Raw genomic sequence first — 17,424 nt, forward strand, 5'->3', positions numbered from 1 at the left:
TCAACCACCCTCCCCGGCACGGAAGGTGCTGCCCGCGTCCTGCCGGTAGGGCGCGGCCCGCCACGCCTCGGAGCCGAGGACCCGGCTCGGGTCGTGGGCGACGAACCGCCACGGTCCGACGTAGACGTTGTCGTGCCAGCGGTTGTCCTGCCGAAGCGTGACGGCCTTCGCCACCCGCTCGCCCTGATACGGGGACCAGTCGGGATAGGTGCCGTAGTTGGCCAGCAGCGCCATGCGGTCGCAGTTCTCCGCGCACTCGACGACGGTCTTGTCCAGCACGAAGCGGTTGTCGTGGATGTCCACCCGCTGGGTCTTCCACCGGCAGTCCGCGTACAGGGGCGCCTTGGCGATCCCCGGCCGTGCGCAGCGGTCGGTGTCCTCGACCAGCAGCGTGCAGTCACCGGAGGAGGTGTTGGCCGGGCTGTTGCAGAACCGGTCGGCGTTCTCCCACAGGGTGATCCCGGACCAGTTGTCCTCCAGCACGTTCCGGTAGATCTCGATGCGGTCGGTGCGGGCCTCGACCCTCGGTTCGCCGCCGGACTCGGAGATGTAGACGGTCGCGTAGGGGAAGGTGTCGCCGCCGTCGGTGTTCTCGCGGCCCTCCACCCAGTTGTTGCGCCGGATCGTGTTGTTCCGGACGACCGCGTTGTAGCTGGTCTCGTAGATCAGCGCGGCGCCGTCGTTGGACTCCAGCACGTTGTCCTCGACGAGGAAGTCGTTGTTGTTGGTGTCCGCCCACAGGCCGGTCCCGCGGTTGTCGTGCACCCAGTTGCCCCGCACGTCGGCACCCTGGACGGCCCAGAACTTGACGCCTCCCGTGCAGCCGCAGCCCGGCCGCCTGCGTTCCCAGTCGCCGGTGTTGTTGCCCGTGATCTCGTTGCCCTCGACCACCAGGTCGTGGATGACGCCGTCGCCCTTGTACGCGTTCATGCCGTACTGGCCGTTGCCGCGCAGGCAACTGGCGCGGACCTCCTGCCGGTCGCCGGCCATCAGCCCCGCGCCGGAGTTGTTCTGGATCGTGGCGTGCTCGATCACCCATCCGTCGGCGGAGTCGTGGTTGACGACGCCCTCGTCGTGCGGTGCGGCGAAATCCTGCACGGTGACGTGGCTGAGGGTGACGTCGCGCGCGGTGCCGCCGAACGCGTACTGGTTGGTGCCGCGGCCGTCGAGCACCGCGCCCGGCGCGCCGACGTACCGGTTCCCCTCCTTGGGGACGACCTGCGAGAAGCGGTCGGACTCCAGCCGGTGCCTGCCCGGCATGAGCCAGAAGGTGGTGTGCGCGGGGCTGTTGCGGGTCTTGGCGGCCAGGTCGCCGACGACCCCCGGGTCGACGCTCACCGCTCCCTCGGGCGCCCGGTCCGGTCCGGGCTCCGGCTTCGCGCACACCCGGGCCGCGGACTGCGCGCCGGACGAGGAGGAGGACGCGGAGGGTCTCGGCGCCGGGCCGTCGTCCGGCGTGCCGTCGCAGCCGGTCGCCAGCAGCGCCAGCGCCAGTACCAGCACCGCCGGCACCGAGGCCGGCCGTTCCCGGCCACGCCAGGTGATCCCCATGTGTCCTCCCCCCTCCCTGTTCCTGGTTTCTGCTACTGGCCGCGAAACGTGAGCACGGTCGTGAACTGCCGCCTGCCGTCGGTGAATCCGGTGCCGACCAGCGTGGTGGCGGGCTGCTTGCGTCCGAAGCCGGGGGAGTACCAGCCCAGCGGCGGGTCGGTCTCCCCGCGGTGCGCCCGCCACGACAGCCCGCCGGGCAGGTCGAGCACCGCCGAGCGCTCCTGTCCGTCCCGGGACCAGGTGAGCAGGGCACGGTTGCCCTCCAGGCCGGCAGAGACGGCCGGGCCGAGGTGGAACGCCAGCCGTACGGTCCGGCGCGGGCCGCTCACCTCGTCCACCACCCGCAGCTCACGGCTCGCGGCCGTCAGCTCAACCCGGCGGCGGTGCGTGGACGGCCCGTACCCGTCGTGCTCGGCGCACCAGCGCGACACCCCCTCCTCGGAGGCGTCCACGGCCAGGACGCGGCTGCGCGCGTGCCGGGTCCACAGGAACGGGCCGCCCGAGACGGACTGGTCGGTGCCGTCCAGCTCCAGCGTGTTGTGGCCGAGGGTCGAGCGGAAGTACCGCCGCCACGCGGGCTGCCCGTGGTAGCAGTAGGTACCCGGGTCGGCGAGCACGTCGACGCCCTCGTGCCGCACCTCCACCGACAGCGCGTCCGCGTGGGCGTGCGCCGCGATGGACAGGAAGCCGTGGGGCCCGCCGTCGCAGCGGCACCAGATCCCCGCGGGCCCGCGCAGGACGGTGAGTCCCGCGTCCGCGAAGTGGGCCGGGCGGCTCTTCGGCCGGGCCACGGCCGGGCCCGTCCCCTCCTTCGCGTACGGCTGGAGCAGCGCGGCCAGCAGCGGGGTGCGCACGTCGGTGCCGGTCACCGGCGGCCACCAGGGCAGCGCGCCGAACACGGCCTCCCCGGTGGCCAGCAGCGAGGCCCAGCGGTCGGTGCCGGCGCCGTCCACCACCAGTCCGTGGCCGTCGTCCGCGTCCCCCTGGCGCGGCGGCCGCAGCCGGTCGTCCACGACGGCGGCGAGCGCGTCGGTCATCCGCAGCAGCACCAGCCGGACCGTCCGGGGGACCGGCACCCCGGCGGCGTCCGCCTCGGCCACCGCGGCCAGACCGAGTTCCAGCACCAGCCCGTGGTACTCGGTGGCCAGCTCGCGGTTGAGGCCGGAGGGGAAGGTGTTGGCGCGCAGATGCCGCTCCAGGGACCGCAGCGCCTGGTCCCGCCAGCGCGCCGAGGAGGGGAACCAGCCGAAGGCGCAGGCGGCGGCGAGCTGCCCGGCGGCCTCGGCGACGACGTGGTTGTTGGCCGACGAGCCCCGGCTGGGGAAGGCGGCCAGCCAGCGCTGGTGGTGCCAGATCTGCCTGACCGCCACCGGATTGCCCTCGAACAGGTCGGCGGCGCCCTCCCAGCCGTCGAGGAGCCGGCGGATCCACACCCAGGACAGCAGCCGGATGCCCAGCTCGATGCCGCTGATCCAGTGCACCCCGCGCAGCGGAGCGTTGGCCGACCACCACGACCGCAGGTGCCCGGCGACCCGCTCGGCGTACCGCTCGTCGCCGGTGAGCGCGTAGGCGGCGGCGAGCACGGTGAGGTACTGGTGCCGGGACGGCTCCCAGATCTGCTTGATGTCCCCGGCCGCCTCCTCGTCGCGGTACGGCACGTCGAAGGCGTAGCCCCCCGGCGCGCGGCGCCCGGTCTTCGGGTCGTACCACCAGTCCGGATCGGCCAGGTCCTCGCGCGGCACGCCGAAGTAATCGACGTGCCCGGCCATCAGCCGGTCCGCCTCGGCGACCAGACGCTTGGCGGCGTCCGGTGCCACCGCGGCGAGCGCGCGGTCGGGCAGTACGGCGGTGAACCGGCCGCCCGCCACTGCCGGGGCGAGGGGCGGCGCCGACCGCCACCGGCGCCGGCGCAGCGTGTCGCCCACCCGTCCGCCGACCTCGCGCGGCCCCATCCGGGACAGCCGCCGCAGGTACCAGCCCGTGCCCAGGGTCACGGCGCCTCCGCCAGGGTCACGGGAGCGCCGGCGGCCAGCGAGGCCCCCACGGCGAACGTGGCGGCCGTGGTGGCGGCCAGCGACCCGAGCGGCACCGGCATCGGGCCGCCGGTGCGCACGGCCCTGACGAACGCGGCCAGTTCGGCCGACTGGCCCTTGTTCCGGGCCTTGGGCAGCCGCGAACTGACCCACCGCTTGCGGCCGTCGTAGACGGAGGCGCGGACGAAGTCGTCGAGCTGCAGCACCTTGCCGTCCGCGACCAGGTCCAGCGTCTCCTTGGGGAAGCCGGCCGCCCCCGTGGTCACGTAACTGATCGTGGCGGTGGACCCGTCCGGGTAGCCGAGCACGACCTGGAGGTCCTCATTGCCCGAGGCGGCGAGGGCGTACACCGACACCGGGTCGGCCCCGAGCAGCCAGCTCGCCGTGTCGACGAAGTGCCCTCCCTCGCCCGCGAACCGCGAGCCCTCGGTGTCCTGGCGCAGGTACCAGCTGCCGTGGTCGAGGCGCCCCGCGTTGACCAGGTAGCGCAGGCTCGCCGGGCCGGTGCGGGCGCCGAGCCGGTCGCGGGCCTCCCGCAGCAGCGGCGCGAACCGGCGGTTGAAGCCCACCTGCACGCGGTCGTTGCCGGACTCCTCCACCGCCGCGAGCACCCCCGCCAGCTCCTCCGAGGTGAGCGCCAGCGGCTTCTCCACGAACACCGCCTTGCCGGCCCGCAGCGCCTTTTGGGTCAGGTCCGCGTGCGAGCTGTGCCGGGTGACCACGAACACCGCGTCGACGGTCTTGTCGCCGAGCACCGCGTCCAGGTCGGTGGTCGCCTCGGCGAAGCCGAACTTGCGCTGCGCGTTGGCCGCGGACAGCGCCGTGGTGGTGACGACCGTCGACAGCTCGACGCCCTCGCGGGCGGCCAGGTGCGGCAGCAGCATCGAACTCGCGTAGTTCCCCGCGCCGACGAAGGCGAGCCGCACCGGCGTCCTCACCGCCCGTGCCGGTCCCCGCCGCACGGGCGCGGCCGGCACGGTCACCGCCGGGACCCGGGCCGTGCCCTGCTCCCCGTCGGCCCGTTCGGGGTACCGGAAGAGCACGGCCACGGCCTTCAGTTCGCCGTCTTCCAGGCGCCGGTACGTCTCCACGGCGTCGTCGAAGGCGGCCGTGTGGGAGATCAGCGGCCCCACGTCGACCCGGCCCCGGGCGACGAGGTCGAGGAAGCACGCCAGGTTGCGGCGCTCGGTCCAGCGCACGTACCCGATCGGATAGTCCCGCCCCTCCAGCTCGTACGCCGGGTCGTAGCGCCCGGGGCCGTAGGAGCGGGAGAACCGGACGTCGAGCTCCTTCTCGTAGTACGCGTTCCAGGGCAGGTCCAGGCGGCACTTGCCGATGTCGACGACCCGGCCCCGGTCCCGGCACAGCCGCGCGGCCAGCTCGACGGGCTGATTGCTGCCGCCGCCGGCGGCCAGGTACACCTGGTCCACGCCGTGGCCGTCGGTCAGCTCGGCCACGGCGTTCTCCACGGCCGGGGAAGCCGGGTCGCCGCAGGCCGCCGCGCCCAGGCGCTCGGCCAGCTCGCAGCGTGCCGGGTCGGGGTCGGCCCCCACCACCCGGACGCCCGAGGCGGTCAGCAACTGCGCCACCAACTGCCCGATCAGCCCCAGCCCGACGACGAGCGCCACCTCGCCGAGGCGCGACTCGCCCTGGCGCACCCCCTGCAACGCGATCGAACCGACGGTCCCGAAGGCCGCGTCCTGCGGCGCCAGACCGTCCGGCACCGGGGCGTAGAGGTTCTTGGGCACCCAGTTCACCTCGGCGTGCAACGCGTGCTCGTTGCCCGCGCAGGCCACGAGGTCGCCCACCTTCACGTCGTCGATCCCGGCGCCGACCTGCTCGACCACCCCGCACAGCGAATAGCCCAGCGGCGTGTAGGAGTCGAGCTTGCCCATCACCTTGCGGTAGGTCGCCGGCACCCCGTTGGTGGCCACGCTCTGCACCACCTTGGCCACCTGGTCCGGCCGGGAACGGGCCTTGCCCAGCATCGACATGCCGGCCTCGGACACCTTCATCAGCTCGGTGCCCGTGGAGATCAGCGAGTAGGCGGTCCGCACCAGCACCCCGCCCGGCTTGCAGCCGGGCACCGGCACGTCGAGCAGCGCGAGTTCGCCGCTCTTGTAGTTCTGCACTACCTGTTTCACCCGAAGTCCTCTTGTCTCTGTGCCGGTTGCCCGAGCCGTTGTCTGTCCTGCCGTCCTCGTGCCAGGAGGCCCTACGCCGTCGGTGACGTGGCCGCGACGGCCCCGGAGGTCGCGCCGCGATACCAGTACTCCAGGGTCAGTACGTGCCACAGGTGCTTGGAGAAGTCCCGCTGCCCGGCGGCGTCCTCGGCGACGAGCCGGCGCAGCGCGTCGCGGCGCAGGATTCCGGACCGGACGAGTTCGCCGTCGTTGACCACCTCGCGCACCAGCGGTGCCAGGTCCCGGCTCATCCAGGCCCGCAGCGGGGCGCTGAACAGGCCCTTGGGCCGGTACACGACCTCCCGGGGCAGGACCGAGGCGGCCGCCTCCTTGAGGGCGACCTTGCCCTGCCGTCCGACGATCTTGCGGTCACCGGGCACCGCGAACGCCGCCCTCACCACCTCGACGTCCACGAACGGCACCCGCACCTCGGTCGACGCGGCCATGCTGGAGCGGTCCGTGTAGGCGAGGTTGAGGCCCGGCAGGAACATCCGGGCGTCGGCCAGGCACATGCGGTTCACGAAGTCGTCGAGGCCGTTGTCCCCGTAGACGTCCGCGTGCTCGGTCAGCACGTCGTCGACCGTCCCCGCCAGGTCCGGGTCGATCAGTCCGAGCAGCTCCCGCCGGTCGTACATGGTGTAACTGCGCCGGAAGGCGGTCTCCTCCGGCAGGTCGGCGAAGGACAGGAACCGCTTGGCGAAGCGCACCGACCTCAGCCCCCGGCGGCTCGTCGCCACCGGCAGCCGGTCCACGGCCGCGGACACCCCGCGCCGCAGCGGCCGCGGGACGCGCTGGTAGCGCAGCGCCAGCAGGTTGGCCAGGTGCTTGCGGTACCCGGCGAACAGCTCGTCGGCTCCCATCCCCGAGAGCATCACCTTGACCCCGGCCTCCCGGGCGGCCGAGCAGATCAGGAACGTGTTGATCGCGGCCGGGTCGCCGATCGGCTCGTCCAGGTGGTACGTCATCCGCGGCAACAGGTCGAGCACGTCCGGGGCGATCTCGATCTCGTGCAGGTCGACGCCGAACCGCGCGGCGACCTGCCGGGCGTAGCGCAGGTCGTCCGGCATCGCCTCGAACCGGGCGTCCTCGGCGCGGAACCCGATCGTGTAGGCGGAGATCCCCGGCCGGTGACGGGCCGCCAGCGCGGTCAGGTAGCTGGAGTCGAGCCCCCCGGACAGGAAGGTCGCCACCGGCACGTCGGCCAGCAGGTGGCTGCGGGTCGACTCCTCGACGGCGGCGGCCAGGTCCGGCCGCTCGCCGGCGCGGGCCCGCTCCTGGCCCTCGGCGGCGACGTCCTTCAGGTTCCAGTACCGGCCGCGCTCCACCCGGCCGTCGGGCCGGCACCGCAGCCAGCTGCCCGGCGGCAGCTTCTCCGCCTCGCGGAACGCGCACCGCGAGTCCGGCACCCAGTAGTACAGCAGCGAGGCCACCAGCGCCGCGTGGTCCACCTCCAGCTTCCCGCCGGTCACCGCGGCGAGCGCCTTCAGCTCGGAGGCGAAGACCAGACCCTCGCCGCGCCGCAGCAGGAACAGGGGCTTGATGCCGAGCTGGTCGCGGGCGAGCACCAGTTCACCGGTGCGCTCGTCGAACACGGCGAAGGCGAACATGCCGCGCAGCCGGGGCAGGCAGTCCGTGCCCCAGCGCCGCCAGGCCTCCAGCACCACCTCGGTGTCGGAGGTGCCGCGGAAGCGCACCCCCGCCGCCTCCAGCTCGCCGCGGAGCCGGGGCGCGTTGTACAGCTCCCCGTTGTAGGTCAGGGCGAGGCCGTCCGACACCATCGGCTGGGCGCCCGTACCGGACAGGTCGACGATCGCCAGCCGGCGGTGCCCGAGGTGCACCTCGCCGTCCCCGGCGGGGTGGCTGTAGCGGCCCGCCCCGTCCGGACCGCGGTGGGCGAGCACGTCGGTGAGCCGGTCGGTCACGGCCTTCCCGTCCGGCCAGTGGAACGTCCCTGCGATGCCACACATGCGCTACCGCACCTCCTGGTCGCTGTCCGGGACCCGCGCGGCCGGCATCGACGGCCGTTCCGCCCTCGGCCGCCCCGTGCCGTTGTGCCGCTTCGGCCGTTCGGCGAGGCCGCGCGGCGCGCTGCGCGGGCCGTCCCACAGGGTGCCGTCGGTCCGGTCGCGGGGATCGGGGTCGATCAGCACCACACCGATCACCTCGACGCGCTGGTCCGCGAGCTGCCTGGCCACCGTGTGCAGCCACGCGGTGCTGCCGTGCCCGGCCCGTACGACGAGCACCGTCCGGCTGCCGAGGTAGTGCAGGTCGGTCCACGCCGTCCCCGGCCCGACCGAGCCGACGCCGATCCGGCGCCCCTGCGACGGCTCGGCCGCGGCGCGTTCACCGCTGAGCACGACCGGCCCCGCCGGGGACGTGCGCCTCCCGTCGGCCAGCTCCGTGCCGGGCAGGCCGTCGACGACGGCCACGGGCCCGTCCGCCTCCAGTGCCCCGGCGAGGTCCAGGGCGATCACGGCGGCGGCCCGCGCACACCCCAGTTCCAGCAGTGACACCGGTTCCGGGGAGCGGCGCACGATGCGGGCCAGGGTGGTGGTGAGCCGTTCGCGCGCCGCATGGGAGCGGCGGCGCTGCCACCGCCCCGCCGTCCGGCGGGGGGCGCGGCGCAGCTCCGCGAGGACCGAGGCCCCCAGGTGTGCCGCGATGTCCCGGCGCAGCACGGGGCGGTCCGCCACCACCGAGCCGACCGCGGCCAAAACCAGCCCGACGACGAGTCCGAGGACGAGCCCGATCGCTGCGTCGGTGCCCACCGCCCTGGGCAGTGAGTGCCGTACCGCGTGCGGGGCGTCCACGATCTGCGTGCCGGCGACGACCTCGGGCGTGCCGGTGCGCGCCTCCGCGGCCCGCTGGTCGAACTCGGCGATCCGCGAGTCCAGTTCGGCCCGGCGGGCGTAGAGGGATTCGATGCTCGCCGACGCCTTCGGGTCGTCGTCCGGCGAACGGTCCCCGATCGCCTTGTTGACCTGGGCGAGCTCCTTGCGCATGCGGTCGCGCTGGTCGAGCAGGGACTCGGCCTCGGCATCGGCGGACTCCCGCATCCGCCGCACGTGGTCCGCGACGAACGCGTCGGCCAGCGCCTTGGCCCGGGCCACCGCCTCGGCGTCGCTGTCGCCCGTCACATCGATCCGCATCAGGTTGTTGGTGAGTCCGGTGCCCCGGTAGTCCCGCATGAAGTCCTCCGGGTCCTGACCGGAGCCGAGCGAGCGCAGGGCCTGCCGCGCGATCCGCGTGGTGGCGAGCAGTTCGACATCGGTGCTGATCAGCGTTCCGGTGTCGTTGGGCTGGTCCTCCTTGTGCGCGACCAGCACCTTGACCACCGCGGCGGGCCGGGGCGGCAGCAGCACCGCCACGGCGGCACCGGCCAGCAGCCCCAGCAGGGCCAGGGCGCCCCACAGCCGGCGCCGCCTGCGCACCGCCACCACCAGTGCCTGCAGGTCGAGCAGCGGAGCGGAGGCCGGGGACTGCGCGTCCGTGGCCGTCGTCATGCGGAACCTCCCGTCGCGTGCTCGTGCTCCGCGGCCACCGCGGCGGCAGGCTCCGGGGGCCGGCCGGCCGACCCCGACGAAGGGGCCCGGACGGCGCCGGCCACGACGACGCCGACGACCTCGTGGCCGCCGTCCGCACACGCCTCGGCCACCCCGGCGAGCTCCTCGGCCGTCCGGGCGCCCGCGCTGAGCACGACCAGGGCACCGGACTCGGTGCCGCGGTCAGGCACCAGCGGCCGGGACACCTGCACCTCCACCACCCGCAGCAGCGGGTCGCCCTCCGCCTCGGCCGCGAGCTGCCCGGCCGCCCGGCGGGCGACCTCGTCGTCGTCGGGTACGACGACCAGCAGCCGGCGCGCGTTCGGCACCCGGTCCCGCAGGCGGGCGCACACCCGCCGGTAGCGGATCCGCCGCCCCGCCTCGTCGCCGGACGACCGCGGGGCCGGCAGGTCCCACCGCGTGTCGACGCCCAGCAGCCGCCGGAGGCGGTCCCGCACCCCGCGCGCCTTCGGCCGGAGCGCGCGCCGCCGCCCGGGGACGTCGACGGTCCCCAGCAGCGCCGAGCCCAGCGCCGCGGCGATCTCCGGCTCGGAGCGCGGGCGCCGGTTCACCCGTGCGGCGGCGAGATGGCCGGCGACCGACAGCACGAAGAACAGCAGCGCACCGCCGCCGACGAGCTGCCACCGGGTCGGGGGCGCCTCGCCGGCCGGCCGGGGGGCCGCCCCCATCACGACCAGGCCGGCCTTGCTGCTCGCGGGGTCGGTCTCCTCGAGCTTCTGCATCGCCTCCTGCAGCGCGGAGCGCAGCTTCTCCAGCTCGGTGCGGGCCTGCACGCTCTCCACGGTCTGCCCGGGGTCGGCCGCGTCGGCCAGGTCGGTGATGCGCTGGTTGGTCCGCGTCACCTGCTGCCGCAGGGCCTCCGGTCCCGTCGCGCCGCCGGGACCGGTGGTGCCGCCGGCGATCTGTGCCGCGTACGCCACGAACTGCTGGGCCATCTCGTCGGAGAGCCGCTGCGCGCGCTCGGGGGTGTCGGCCGTCCCCGAGATCTTGACGATGTTGCCGTCGGAGATCCTGGCACTCACCCGCTCGCGCAGCTCCTTGCTGCCGACGCCGCTCCAGCGGAGCGTGTCCGCCGCCCTGTCGACCACCGACGAGCTGGTCGCGATCTCCACCTGGGTGCGCAGCTCGCGCTCCTCCCACTGCCCCGGCAGCAGGACGGAGGCCGTCGCCGTGTACCGCGGCGGGAACAGCACCGAGACGCCGTAGCCGACGAGGGCGCCCAGCACGACGAGGACGGCGAGCAGCCGTCGCCGCCGGCGGAGAATCCGCCCGACCGTGACCAGGCGTATCGTGTCCTCACTCAACGGCGCTGCCTTCTCCCTGCTTCGATCCCCGCACGGCAGGCCGCGGCGTACGCGGCGAGCAGCGACGCCTGCGAGTTGCGCCAGGCCAGCGGCCCGTTGACCCGTTCCTCGCCGATCTTGCCCATCCGTGCCCGCTTCTCCGGGTCGTCCAGCAACTGCGCGACGAGAAAAGCGAATTCGGCCTCGTCGTCCGCGGCCGCGTAGACGGCGGCGTCACCGGCGGAGACCCGCGCCTCCCGCAGGTCGAACGACACGATGGGACGGCCCATCGCCATGTACTCCAGGACCTTGTTCATGGTCGACACGTCGTTGAGCGGATTGCGCGGGTCCGGCGAGAGGCACACGTCCGCGGTGGACAGGTAGCGCACCAGGTCGGCGTCCGGGACGCGTCCGGTGAACTGCACCTGATCGGCGAGCCCCAGCGACCGGGACAGCTCCACCATCGCGTCGAAGGCGTCGCCGGAGCCGACGAAGACCGCGTGCCAGTCGGTCCGCCCGAGCTCGTCGCGCAGCTTCGCCAGGGCCCGCAGGGCGTAGTCGACACCGTCCTGGGGCCCCATGACGCCCAGATAGCACAGCAGATGGGGCTTGCCCCGCTTCAGTTCGGGTTCGGGCGGCACCTGCTGGAACCGGTCGGTGGCGGGCGCGCTGCGCACCACGAAGACGTCCTCGGGCCGCCGGCCGCCCCGGCGGACCGCGACGTCCTTGTAGCTCTCGTTGGTGGCGAGCACGATGTCCGCGCTCCGGTAGGTCAGCCGTTCCAGCGCGCACACGGCGCGGTACAGCAGGTCCTTGCCGCGGCCGAACCGGGACAGGTACAGCTCGGGGATCAGGTCGTGCTGGTCGAAGACGAACCGCGCGCCGCGCCGCTTGAGCCACAGGGCCGGCAGGAACAGCAGGTCGGGCGGGTTGCAGGCGTGGACCACGTGCACCGGCCCCACCCTGCGGGCCAGCCGGGCCGTGTGCCAGAGCGCCGCCCCGTACTCGCGCAGGTAGCCGGCCGGTCCGCCGGTGGCCGCGCGCAACGGGTAGCGGTGGATGCGCACCCCGTCGATCTCCGTCTCCGCCTCCGTGTCCCGCCCGGTCCCCCGGGGACAGATGACGTGCACCTTCCAGCCCGCGTCGCGCAGCGTCGTGCACTCCTGCCACACCCGCCGGTCGAAGGGCACCGACAGGTTCTCCACCAGGATCAGCGCGCGCCGCCCCGGCCGGCCGCCGGCGCCGCCACCGTGGGGCGCGGCACCCGAGGCCGCGTCACCTGACGTCGTGTCACCAAGCAAGGCCCACGTACCCCGGTTCGGCCCGGCGCGTGTCGGCGTCGGGAAGGCGGACGAGGTCGATCAGCAGCGGGTCGCCGCCGTGGGGGAGCGCCGACAGCACGGCCGGGTCCCTGGTGCCCACCAGGCACACCTCGGCGTGGTCGAGGACCTCGTCGACGGAGTCCGCGAGCAGTTGCGCGAGGTGCGGCAGCCGGGTCTCGACGTACTCGCGGTTGGCACCCAGCAGCCGGGACAGGCTCACGTTGGCGTCGTGGATCCTGAGGTCGTAGCCCTTGCCGAAGAGCCGCTCCGCCAGCTCGACGAGCGGGCTCTCGCGCAGGTCGTCGGTGCCGGGCTTGAAGGAGAGCCCGAACAGCCCCACCCGGCGCTTCCCGGCCCGCTCCACCAGCTCCACCGCGCGCTCCAGATGCGCGGAGTTGGAGGGCAGCACGTGCGAGAGGAGGGGCACCGACACGTCGGCCCGCTGGGCGGCGTGGACCAGGCTGCGCAGGTCCTTGGGGAGGCAGGAGCCGCCGAAGGCGAAGCCGGGGCGCAGGTAGGCCGGGCTGATGTTCAGCTTGCGGTCGGCCAGGAACACGTCCATCACCTGGTGCGAGTCCACCCCGAGCGCCCGGCACACCGCGCCCAGCTCGTTCGCGAAGCCGATCTTGAGGCCGTGGAAGGCGTTGTCCGCGTACTTGATCGCCTCGGCCGTCGCCACCGGCACCCGGAACACCTCGCCGGGCAGACCCTCGTACAGTCCCAGCACGGCGTCGCCGCTGGCCGGGTCGAGTTCGCCGACGACGGTCTTGGGCGGGTCGAAGAAGTCGCGCACGCTGGTGCCCTCGCGCAGGAACTCCGGATTGACCGCCACTCCGAAGTCGACCCCGGCGGTGCCGCCGACGTACTTCTCCAGGATCGGTATCAGCAGGTTGGCGCAGGTGCCGGGGAGCATGGTGCTGCGGAACACCACGGTGTGCCGCCCGCCGTGCCCGGCACGGTCCGCCAGCGCGGCGCCGATCTCCTCGGTGACCCGCTCCAAGTACGTCGTGCACAGGCTGCCGTTGGGCTCCGACGGCGTGCCCACGCAGACCAGGGAGATGTCGCTGCCCGTGATCGCCTCGCGGACGTCACGGGTGGCGCGCAGCGCTCCGCTGCCCACGACCTCGCCGACCAGTTCGCCGATCCGCTCCTCGACCACCGGGGCCTTGCCGTCGTTGACCAGGTCGACCTTCACCTGGTTCACGTCGACCCCGATGACCTCGTGCCCCTTGCCGGCCAGGCACGCGGCCGACACGCAGCCCACATAGCCCAGGCCGAAAACGCTGACCCTCATGACCCGTTCCTCCCCCCAGGCAGGCCCTGACGGCCTGCGGTCCGCGCGCCGGTCGGACGACCGCCGCGCATCAATAGGCCCCCTGCCCGTGCACGACCGCACGGAGCGTCTTCCACAAGATCACCGTGTCCAGGGCGAGCGACCAGTCCTCCACGTACCGCAGGTCCAGCCGGACCGCCTCGTCCCACGGCAGGTCGCTGCGTCCGCTGATCTGCCACAGGCCGGTGAGCCCGGGCTTGACCAGCAGCCGTCTTCGGATGTCCGGGCCGTACGCCGCGGACTCCTCCGGCAGCGGCGGCCGCGGACCGACGAGCGACATCGAACCGGTGAGCACGTTGAAGAGCTGCGGCAGCTCGTCGATCGAGTACCGGCGCAGCACCGTGCCCACCCGCGTCACCCGCGGGTCCCGGCGCAGCTTGAACAACAGGCCCGCGCCCTCGTTGCGGTCGGCCAGCGCGGCCCGCGCCCGGTCGGCCCCGGCGACCATGGTGCGGAACTTGACGATGGTGAACTCGCGGCCGTCCTTGCCCACCCTGCGCTGGCGGTAGAAGACACCGCCCCGGCTGTCCACCAGGACGAGCAGGGCGACGAACAGCATCAGCGGGGCGAACAGCGTCAGCAGGACCGCCGCGCCCAACCGGTCGACGACCGCCTTGATCGCCCGGCGGCCGCCGGTGAAGGCCGGCATGCTGACCCGCAGCAGCGGTATCCCGAGCACCGCGTCGACGTGCAGCCGGGGACCGGCCACCTCCATCAGCACCGGGGCCACGACCATCTCGGCGTCGCTGCCCTCCAGGTTCCAGGCCAGCCGCTGCAACCGGTGCGGCGTCCAGTGCGGGTCCGGAGTGATGGCGACGACCCGGTAGCCGTCGCGGCGGACGTGGTCGGCCACGTCCGACAGCGGGCCGACGACCGGCACGCCGTCCAGTCGGCCACCGCCGTCCAGTCCCGGACTGTCCGTCGTGCACACCGCGTCCACGCGCCAGCCGAGGTGCGGGAAGCGCCGGGTGCGGGTGATCAGGTCGCGTACGGTGGCCGGGCTGCCCGCGGCGAGCACCGGCCTCAGGCACCGTCCCTCCTTGCGCTGCCGGTGCAGCCACAGCCGCAGCACATACCGCGCGACCATGGTGACGATCGCGATCGCGGGAACGGCGACGAAGATCCACAATTTGATGTTGCGCGAGGTCAGGGCGATTCCGCCGAGCGCCAGTACGACGGTCGCCATGAAAAGCGAGCGCCCGAGCCGGCGGAATTCCTCGGCTCCCTGTCCGAGTACCGCCGGGGACCACGACCGGCTGACCGCGAGTGCCCCCAGCACCAGCAGTTCGGTGCCGAACGCGAGAATTCCCCACTTCTCGTGCCAGTTGGCCGCGTCCCGGACCCCGAAGAAATTCCCTATGCCCGCCACCACGACGGCCGTGGTCACGGTGTCGCTGGTGATCACGGTACGGCGGTACCGCTGCTCCCAGTCGATCGCCGGCCGGCCGACCGCCCCCTCCGCCAGTTGGCCGCGGGCCGACGGAAACGCGCTGACCAATCCCCCTTGCCGCACAGAACCCCCCAGGTCCCCAGTGGTTCGACGTGTTCGCCTAGCACTGTTCCTCCCCCTCGGGAGGCCCCCGCCTCCCGCGCCGTGCCGTTCCTCCCCGCGGGCGGCCCCCGCCTGCCCGCGCACGACGGATTGGCTGTGTCACAGAAAAGTGCACAGCTCACCGTGGTATCAGCAGACCCCCCTGCCCCCGACCTAAAGATCGTTATCGGTCGCCCCGTGCCTGAACAGCCGAAGCACGGTCAATCTAGACCATCGGGGCCACCGTGTAGAGGGGATGTGTGCAATTCATGGTCAAGCTTTGGGAGTTGATCAATGAATCGGTGAAACCCCACGGATGTGTTTGCGCCACCGCGCTTTCTGCAGTATCGGGTTCGGCGCCCGATTCACGCGTGTGGCACGTGCGCGCACCGCCGGATCGAGCCACCGGCGGCCTCACGTCGTGCGAGGGCCGGGCGCCCGGCTTTCTGCGCCGCTCGTGACGTCACCGCCGAGCGACGCCAGCAGGCGCAGCCCGTCCTCGGTCGCACTCCCGGGCGCCGCGGTCAGTACCAGCAGCTCCATGCCCGACTTGTCCGGCAGCGCGAAGTTCTCCTGGTGCAGTTCCAGCAGACCGACCAGCGGGTGCCGGTACGCCTTGCGCCCGTGAGTGCGGGCGCGTACGTCCGCACGGGCCCACAGCCGGCGGAAGCGCTCGCTGCCCATCGCCAACTCGCCGATGAGCGAGGCCAGTCGAGGATCGTCCGGATACTTGCCGGCCGCCAGCCGCAGGTGCCCGACGGCGTCCAGGGTGCAGGTCTCCCAGTCGGCGTACAGGCCGCGCTCGGTCTCCTCCAGGAAGATGTGCCGCGCGGTGTTCAGACCCCGCGGCTGCCGGCCGTAGAGGAGCCCGGCGAGGCGGTTCCCGGCGACGACGTCCAGCCGGTGGTCCATGATCAGGGCGGGTGCGTCGCCGACGAGGTCGAGCACGCGCAGCAGCTCCGGGCGCAGGCGCCCGCCCGGCGACTTCGCCCGGCGGCGGCGCTGCCGCGCGAGCCGGCCCAGGTGGCCGCGCTCGGTCTCGTCGAGGCCGAGGACCCGGGCGAGGGAGTCGAGGACCTGCTCGGAGGGCTGCGTGGCGCGGCCCTGCTCCAGGCGCACGTAGTAGTCGACGCTGACCCCGGACAGGTGCGCGACCTCCTCACGGCGCAGCCCCTCCACACGGCGGCGGCTGGCGGCGGGGATGCCGACGGAGGAGGGATCGACCCGGGAGCGCCGGGTGCGCAGGAAGCCCGCGAGATCGTCCATGGCCCCCAGTATGGCTTCGGCCCCGTGCGCCAGGGTGGTCCTGCCGGTACCAGGAAGTCCCGTCCGACGGAAGCGGCGCCCCTGCACAACGGGACCGGACCGGCCCAGCATCGGTGACGACCGGCCCCGTCGTCGAAGGGAACCGCCATGAAGGCGCTCATCGTCCACGCCCACCCCGAGCCGCGCTCGCTGAACGGTGCGCTGAAGGACCTCGCCGTCGCCACCCTGACGGCCGCCGGGCACGAGGTGCGGGTGAGCGACCTGTACGCGATGGACTGGAAGGCCACCGCGGACGCGGCGGACTACGGCGAGTACGCCACGAGCCCGCTGCGGGTGGTGCCGAACTCGGGCCGGGCCCACGAGGCCGGAGCGCTCACGCCCGACGTGGTGGCCGAGCAGGAGAAACTGCTGTGGGCCGACACGGTGGTCCTCCAGTTCCCGCTGTGGTGGTACACGATGCCGGCGATCCTCAAGGGGTGGGTCGACCGCGTGTTCACCCACCGCTTCGCCTACGGCGTCGGCGTGCACGACGGGACCCGGTACGGCGAGCGTTACGGGGAGGGGACGCTGCGCGGACGGCGGGCGATCCTGTCGGTGACCGTCGGAGGCGCCGAGTCCCACTACAGCGACCGGGGGATCAACGGCCCGATCGAGGACCTGCTCTTCCCGATCCACCACGGGATCCTGTACTACCCCGGCCTCGAGGTCCTGCCGCCTTTCGTCCTCCACGGCGCCGACCGGCTCGGCGAGGACGGCTTCGAGGACGCCGCCAAGGCGTGGCGGGAGCGGCTGCTGTCGTTGGAGACGACCGAGCCGATCGCCTTCCGGCCTCAGAACCACGGCGACTACGAGATCCCGTCACTGCGCCTGAAGCAGGGCCTGGAGGAACCGGGCCGCAGCGGCTTCGGCCTGCACGTGCGCGGCCGGTAGGCGCCCGGGCCGGGTCAGCCCGCGAGCAGGTGGTCCCGGCCGAACATGGAGGCGGCGGCCCGCGCGGTGGGCGTACCGGAGTCGAGGTCCGCGCCGGCCTCCCGCAGTACGGCCACCACGTCGTCGGCGCCCTTGAACAGGGCACCGGCGATGGGGGACTGATCCCGGTCGTTGCGCAGGTCGGGGTCGGCGCCGTGCTGGACCAGGGCCCGGACGGTGCCGGCGTGACCGTGGTAGGCGGCGAGCATGAGGAGGGTGTTGCCGGCCGGGTCGCGTACGTCCACGGGCAGCCCGTGCGTGACGAACTCCACCAGCTGCCCGGTGTCGCCCTCCCGGGCCAGGTCCATGGCGATGGCCACGACGCGCTCGGTCTGCTCGGGTGTCAGTCCGGCGCTGTTGTGCGTGTTCATGAAGTCTCCGTGGCGGTAC

General features: G+C 73.4%; 12 protein-coding genes. 1 reads left to right on the forward strand and 11 read right to left on the reverse strand.

Annotation, left to right across the window (positions count from 1 at the left end; all coding sequences use genetic code 11):
• The 10 genes from Sdi02f_RS05895 to Sdi02f_RS05940 all read right to left on the reverse strand — a co-directional run bounded on the left by Sdi02f_RS05895 (position 1) and on the right by Sdi02f_RS05940 (position 16,065).
• Complete coding sequence (locus Sdi02f_RS05895; RefSeq protein WP_108932806.1) at positions 1-1,551, reverse strand: right-handed parallel beta-helix repeat-containing protein; 1,551 nt, start codon at positions 1,549-1,551, stop codon at positions 1-3.
• 32 nt (positions 1,552-1,583) lie between these two features.
• Positions 1,584-3,545: a heparinase II/III family protein gene (locus Sdi02f_RS05900; RefSeq protein ID WP_108932807.1), complete on the reverse strand. Its 1,962-nt coding sequence runs from the start codon at positions 3,543-3,545 to the stop codon at positions 1,584-1,586.
• Positions 3,542-5,728 carry a bi-domain-containing oxidoreductase gene (locus tag Sdi02f_RS05905; protein WP_174843305.1) on the reverse strand — a complete coding sequence of 729 codons (2,187 nt, stop codon included), beginning with the start codon at positions 5,726-5,728 and terminating at the stop codon, positions 3,542-3,544. The genes Sdi02f_RS05900 and Sdi02f_RS05905 overlap by 4 nt, the downstream gene beginning before the upstream one ends.
• Before the next feature lie 71 nt (positions 5,729-5,799).
• Positions 5,800-7,734 (reverse strand): asparagine synthase (glutamine-hydrolyzing), encoded by a 1,935-nt coding sequence (asnB, locus tag Sdi02f_RS05910; protein ID WP_108932809.1) that lies wholly within the window; start codon positions 7,732-7,734, stop codon positions 5,800-5,802.
• 3 nt (positions 7,735-7,737) lie between these two features.
• Entirely contained in the window at positions 7,738-9,270 is a 1,533-nt protein-coding gene (locus Sdi02f_RS05915) for a Wzz/FepE/Etk N-terminal domain-containing protein (RefSeq protein WP_108932810.1), read from the reverse strand.
• Positions 9,267-10,634 (reverse strand): Wzz/FepE/Etk N-terminal domain-containing protein, encoded by a 1,368-nt coding sequence (locus Sdi02f_RS05920; protein ID WP_030401219.1) that lies wholly within the window; start codon positions 10,632-10,634, stop codon positions 9,267-9,269. The genes Sdi02f_RS05915 and Sdi02f_RS05920 overlap by 4 nt, the downstream gene beginning before the upstream one ends.
• Positions 10,631-11,914, reverse strand: coding sequence for a glycosyltransferase family 4 protein (locus Sdi02f_RS05925; protein WP_167458124.1), 1,284 nt, complete (start codon positions 11,912-11,914; stop codon positions 10,631-10,633). Before Sdi02f_RS05925 ends, Sdi02f_RS05920 begins: the two co-directional genes overlap by 4 nt.
• The gene (locus tag Sdi02f_RS05930; protein ID WP_108932812.1) at positions 11,904-13,229 is read right to left on the reverse strand and encodes a nucleotide sugar dehydrogenase; all 1,326 of its coding nucleotides are present in this window, start codon (positions 13,227-13,229) and stop codon (positions 11,904-11,906) included. The genes Sdi02f_RS05925 and Sdi02f_RS05930 overlap by 11 nt, the downstream gene beginning before the upstream one ends.
• Positions 13,230-13,299: 70 nt before the next feature.
• Complete coding sequence (locus tag Sdi02f_RS05935) at positions 13,300-14,781, reverse strand: sugar transferase (RefSeq protein ID WP_108932813.1); 1,482 nt, start codon at positions 14,779-14,781, stop codon at positions 13,300-13,302.
• A gap of 432 nt (positions 14,782-15,213) precedes the next feature.
• Positions 15,214-16,065, reverse strand: a complete 852-nt coding sequence (locus Sdi02f_RS05940) for a helix-turn-helix transcriptional regulator (protein ID WP_108932814.1) — start codon at positions 16,063-16,065, stop codon at positions 15,214-15,216.
• A 147-nt stretch (positions 16,066-16,212) separates the two neighbouring features.
• Between Sdi02f_RS05940 and Sdi02f_RS05945 the strand changes: the two genes are divergently transcribed.
• Positions 16,213-16,995, forward strand: a complete 783-nt coding sequence (locus Sdi02f_RS05945) for an NAD(P)H-dependent oxidoreductase (protein ID WP_108932815.1) — start codon at positions 16,213-16,215, stop codon at positions 16,993-16,995.
• A gap of 14 nt (positions 16,996-17,009) precedes the next feature.
• Here the strand turns inward: Sdi02f_RS05945 and Sdi02f_RS05950 are convergent, their stop codons facing one another.
• Positions 17,010-17,405 carry an ankyrin repeat domain-containing protein gene (locus Sdi02f_RS05950; protein WP_108932816.1) on the reverse strand — a complete coding sequence of 132 codons (396 nt, stop codon included), beginning with the start codon at positions 17,403-17,405 and terminating at the stop codon, positions 17,010-17,012.
• Positions 17,406-17,424: the final 19 nt, after the last annotated feature.

It is taken from the genome of Streptomyces ardesiacus, from assembly GCF_003112575.1.
Taxonomy (GTDB): Bacteria; Actinomycetota; Actinomycetes; order Streptomycetales; family Streptomycetaceae; genus Streptomyces; species Streptomyces ardesiacus.

What these genes read in the sequence shown, in the direction of transcription:
- Sdi02f_RS05895 (WP_108932806.1), bottom strand. Translation starts at nt 1,551, where the DNA reads ATGGGGATCACCTGGCGTGGCCGGGAACGGCCGGCCTCGGTGCCGGCG.
- asnB (WP_108932809.1), bottom strand. Translation starts at nt 7,734, where the DNA reads ATGTGTGGCATCGCAGGGACGTTCCACTGGCCGGACGGGAAGGCCGTG.
- Sdi02f_RS05915 (WP_108932810.1), bottom strand. Translation starts at nt 9,270, where the DNA reads ATGACGACGGCCACGGACGCGCAGTCCCCGGCCTCCGCTCCGCTGCTC.
- Sdi02f_RS05930 (WP_108932812.1), bottom strand. Translation starts at nt 13,229, where the DNA reads ATGAGGGTCAGCGTTTTCGGCCTGGGCTATGTGGGCTGCGTGTCGGCC.
- Sdi02f_RS05940 (WP_108932814.1), bottom strand. Translation starts at nt 16,065, where the DNA reads ATGGACGATCTCGCGGGCTTCCTGCGCACCCGGCGCTCCCGGGTCGAT.
- Sdi02f_RS05945 (WP_108932815.1), top strand. Translation starts at nt 16,213, where the DNA reads ATGAAGGCGCTCATCGTCCACGCCCACCCCGAGCCGCGCTCGCTGAAC.
- Sdi02f_RS05950 (WP_108932816.1), bottom strand. Translation starts at nt 17,405, where the DNA reads ATGAACACGCACAACAGCGCCGGACTGACACCCGAGCAGACCGAGCGC.